This window comes from Mesorhizobium sp. M7A.F.Ca.CA.002.09.1.1, assembly GCF_003998555.1.
Lineage (GTDB): Bacteria > Pseudomonadota > Alphaproteobacteria > Rhizobiales > Rhizobiaceae > Mesorhizobium > Mesorhizobium ciceri.
This window is the reverse complement of the sequence record NZ_RZRR01000994.1, coordinates 1-1,899: the sequence shown is the minus strand read 5'-3', so window position 1 is coordinate 1,899 and position 1,899 is coordinate 1. Positions and strand designations below refer to the sequence as shown.

Sequence of the window (1,899 nt, the reverse complement as noted above, 5' to 3'; positions counted from 1 at the left end):
CAAAGCAGACAGTTGATCTCGCACGAATACAAAAGAACAAAAAGAACAGGTTCTCCTGCGTGCATACAAAACATGTTAAGTGCCCGCAGGTTGTGAAAAAGCGCGGAATTACAGCATTGAACTCCGAAATGCCGCATATTCCTTTGTGCTAAAGTACAATAACGTGATCTTCTGCTTGAGCAGGCGAATCTTCGCCCTGTATGGTACAAGTACGAGAAGGCGAATGCTTTCGGATCGCCCGGGACAAGTCCTGGGGACAAGGAGTCGCTTTGACATACGGAGCTGCCAATCTGAACGACGACGCTGCCGGACCGAAGAGCACGCTTGCCACTACGGTCTATCAGCAATTGCGGGACGATCTTCTCGGCGGTGTCCTTGAAGCCGAGAGCAAGCTGCGGGTCGAGTGGGTGGTCTCCAAATATGGAGCCGGCGCCTCGCCTGTCCGCGAAGCCCTCAATCGCCTCGCCTCGGAAGGGCTTCTCGGCCGGCACGACCAGCGCGGCTTCTTCATCATGCCGGTCAGCGCCTCGGAACTCGAGGAGCTGACGCGCACCCGCTGCTGGCTCGAGGAGCGAGCGCTTCGCGAATCCATCACCCACCGCACCGCCGAATGGGAAGAACAGCTCGTGCTGGCGCTGCATCGCCTGGGACGCGCGTCACGTCTGGCACCGCAGAATCTCTTCTCGCTCAATCCCGATTGGGAGAGGCTGCATCGCATCTTCCACAGGGTGCTGATTTCGGCCTGCCGGTCGCAATGGCTGGTGGGCTTTTGCGACCAGCTCTCCGATCACGCCTATCGCTACCGGCAAATGGCCAATGATGGCGAAGGCGTCCAGCGCGACGATTTCGGCGAGCATCGTCTGATCGCCGAATGTGCCCTCGACGGCAATGCCGACGGTGCCGTCGAGGCCCTGCTCAACCACTACCGGTTGACTGCGGCCATGTGCATGAAGCGCTTCGAGCAGGACGAGGAAACGAAAGAAATCGCCGGCAAACGCGCTCGGCGATAGCAGTCGTTTCCTGGCGGGTCTCTTGTGCTCGTTTCTTGCACGCAACCTGCGTCGGCGCGGCCGGCGTGAACCGCTGTCGGCGGGCTTGACGGCGCGGCCAAGAACCGCGAACTCTCGCCGCCGAGGCATGCCGCGACAGGCGCATGCTCAGCGCCGCAGCACCCCAGGGAAGTCTTCATGAGCAATCATCTGTTCGATGCGTTCCGGTCCCGGATGCCGGCGCCAGCGCGCTTGCTGATGGAAACCGATGATGGCCGCTCGATCACCTATGGCGATATGCTGGCCCGCTCGGCGCAGCTTGCGCATGCGCTCCTGCAACTGGATGTCGAGCCCGGTGACCGCGTTGCCGTGCAGGTCGAGAAGAGCCCGGAAGCGGTCATGCTCTATCTCGCCTGCCTGCGCGCCGGCGCCGTCTTCCTGCCGCTCAACACCGCCTACACGCTGGCTGAGCTGGAGTATTTCTTCGGCGACGCGGAACCACGCCTGGTCGTCTGCGATCCGGCAAGAGCGGCCGACATCGGCGCGCTGGCGGAAAAGACGGGCGCCGTCACCGTCACGCTCGGCCGCGATGGCCGGGGATCGCTGACCGAGCAGGCCTCGCGGCTGCCGACGGATTTTCATGACGTGGCGCGCGGGCCGGATGACCTCGCGGCAATCCTCTACACGTCGGGAACCACCGGTCGTTCGAAAGGCGCCATGCTCAGCCACGAGAACCTTGCTTCGAACGCGCGCGTGCTGGTCGAGCACTGGCGTTTCACCGGAGACGACGTGCTGATCCACGCATTGCCGATCTTCCACACGCACGGCCTGTTCGTCGCCACCAACGTCGTCCTGATGGCCGGCGCCTCGATGCTGTTCGAGCAGAAGTTCGATCCGGCCCGCATCGTCT

At 62.3% G+C, this 1,899-nt stretch carries 2 protein-coding genes; both read left to right on the top strand.

Going from position 1 to position 1,899, the window contains the following annotated elements; all coding sequences use genetic code 11:
- Positions 1 to 269 precede the first annotated feature (269 nt).
- Positions 270 to 1,010 (top strand): GntR family transcriptional regulator, encoded by a 741-nt coding sequence (locus EN994_RS29370; protein ID WP_024502152.1) that lies wholly within the window; start codon positions 270 to 272, stop codon positions 1,008 to 1,010.
- A gap of 177 nt (positions 1,011 to 1,187) precedes the next feature.
- The coding region (locus EN994_RS29365; protein ID WP_164746314.1) for an AMP-binding protein at positions 1,188 to 1,899 on the top strand (712 nt) is incomplete at its 3' end.